Below are 520 nucleotides of genomic sequence, written 5' to 3' on the forward strand. Positions count from 1 at the left end.
TGGCTACGTTGGTGTCTTCTGTTATCTCATCCAGCCTATCGTCGCACTCTTTAACTTCCATCTTAAGCTCCTTTGAGCTTTCGGTCTTCGTAACTTTGAGGACGAAGAAACCGCCGACTCCTCCAACTTCAATGTTGTATCCTGCCTCCTCTAACTTGGGAATCGGGTCAACAAAGGGCCTGTCACCTATCACCTCAAGGGTATCACCAACCTTGAGCTTCCCGAGACTCTCGAGGATCATAACCGCTGGTTGGGGTGGTTTCAAACCCCCAACATCGAGCATCATTTTCGCTTACCGTTCGAATGTATGACACTCGACATATAAGCTTTGCTGGTCAGGATTGTTTAGTTTTCTATGCCCAGATATGTCCAGAAATACTTATAAGCGCCACCTATGACATATGTCATGAAGGTGACTAAGATGACCGAGTTACTGAACAACAGGGAGTATAAGAAGGAGCAGCTCAAGAATCTGCTCAAAAAGATACACGAGGGAGAAGATGTAAACAAGCTGAAGGCC

The 520-nt window shown here is 46.2% G+C and carries 1 pseudogene; it reads right to left on the reverse strand.

The features are described 5' to 3' along the window. Nucleotides 1-241: pseudogene (locus tag E3E42_RS11670) on the reverse strand (hypothetical protein); the annotation flags it as partial. Between the last annotated feature and the right edge of the window lie 279 nt (nt 242-520).

Source organism: Thermococcus sp. JdF3, from assembly GCF_012027495.1.
Lineage (GTDB): Archaea > Methanobacteriota_B > Thermococci > Thermococcales > Thermococcaceae > Thermococcus.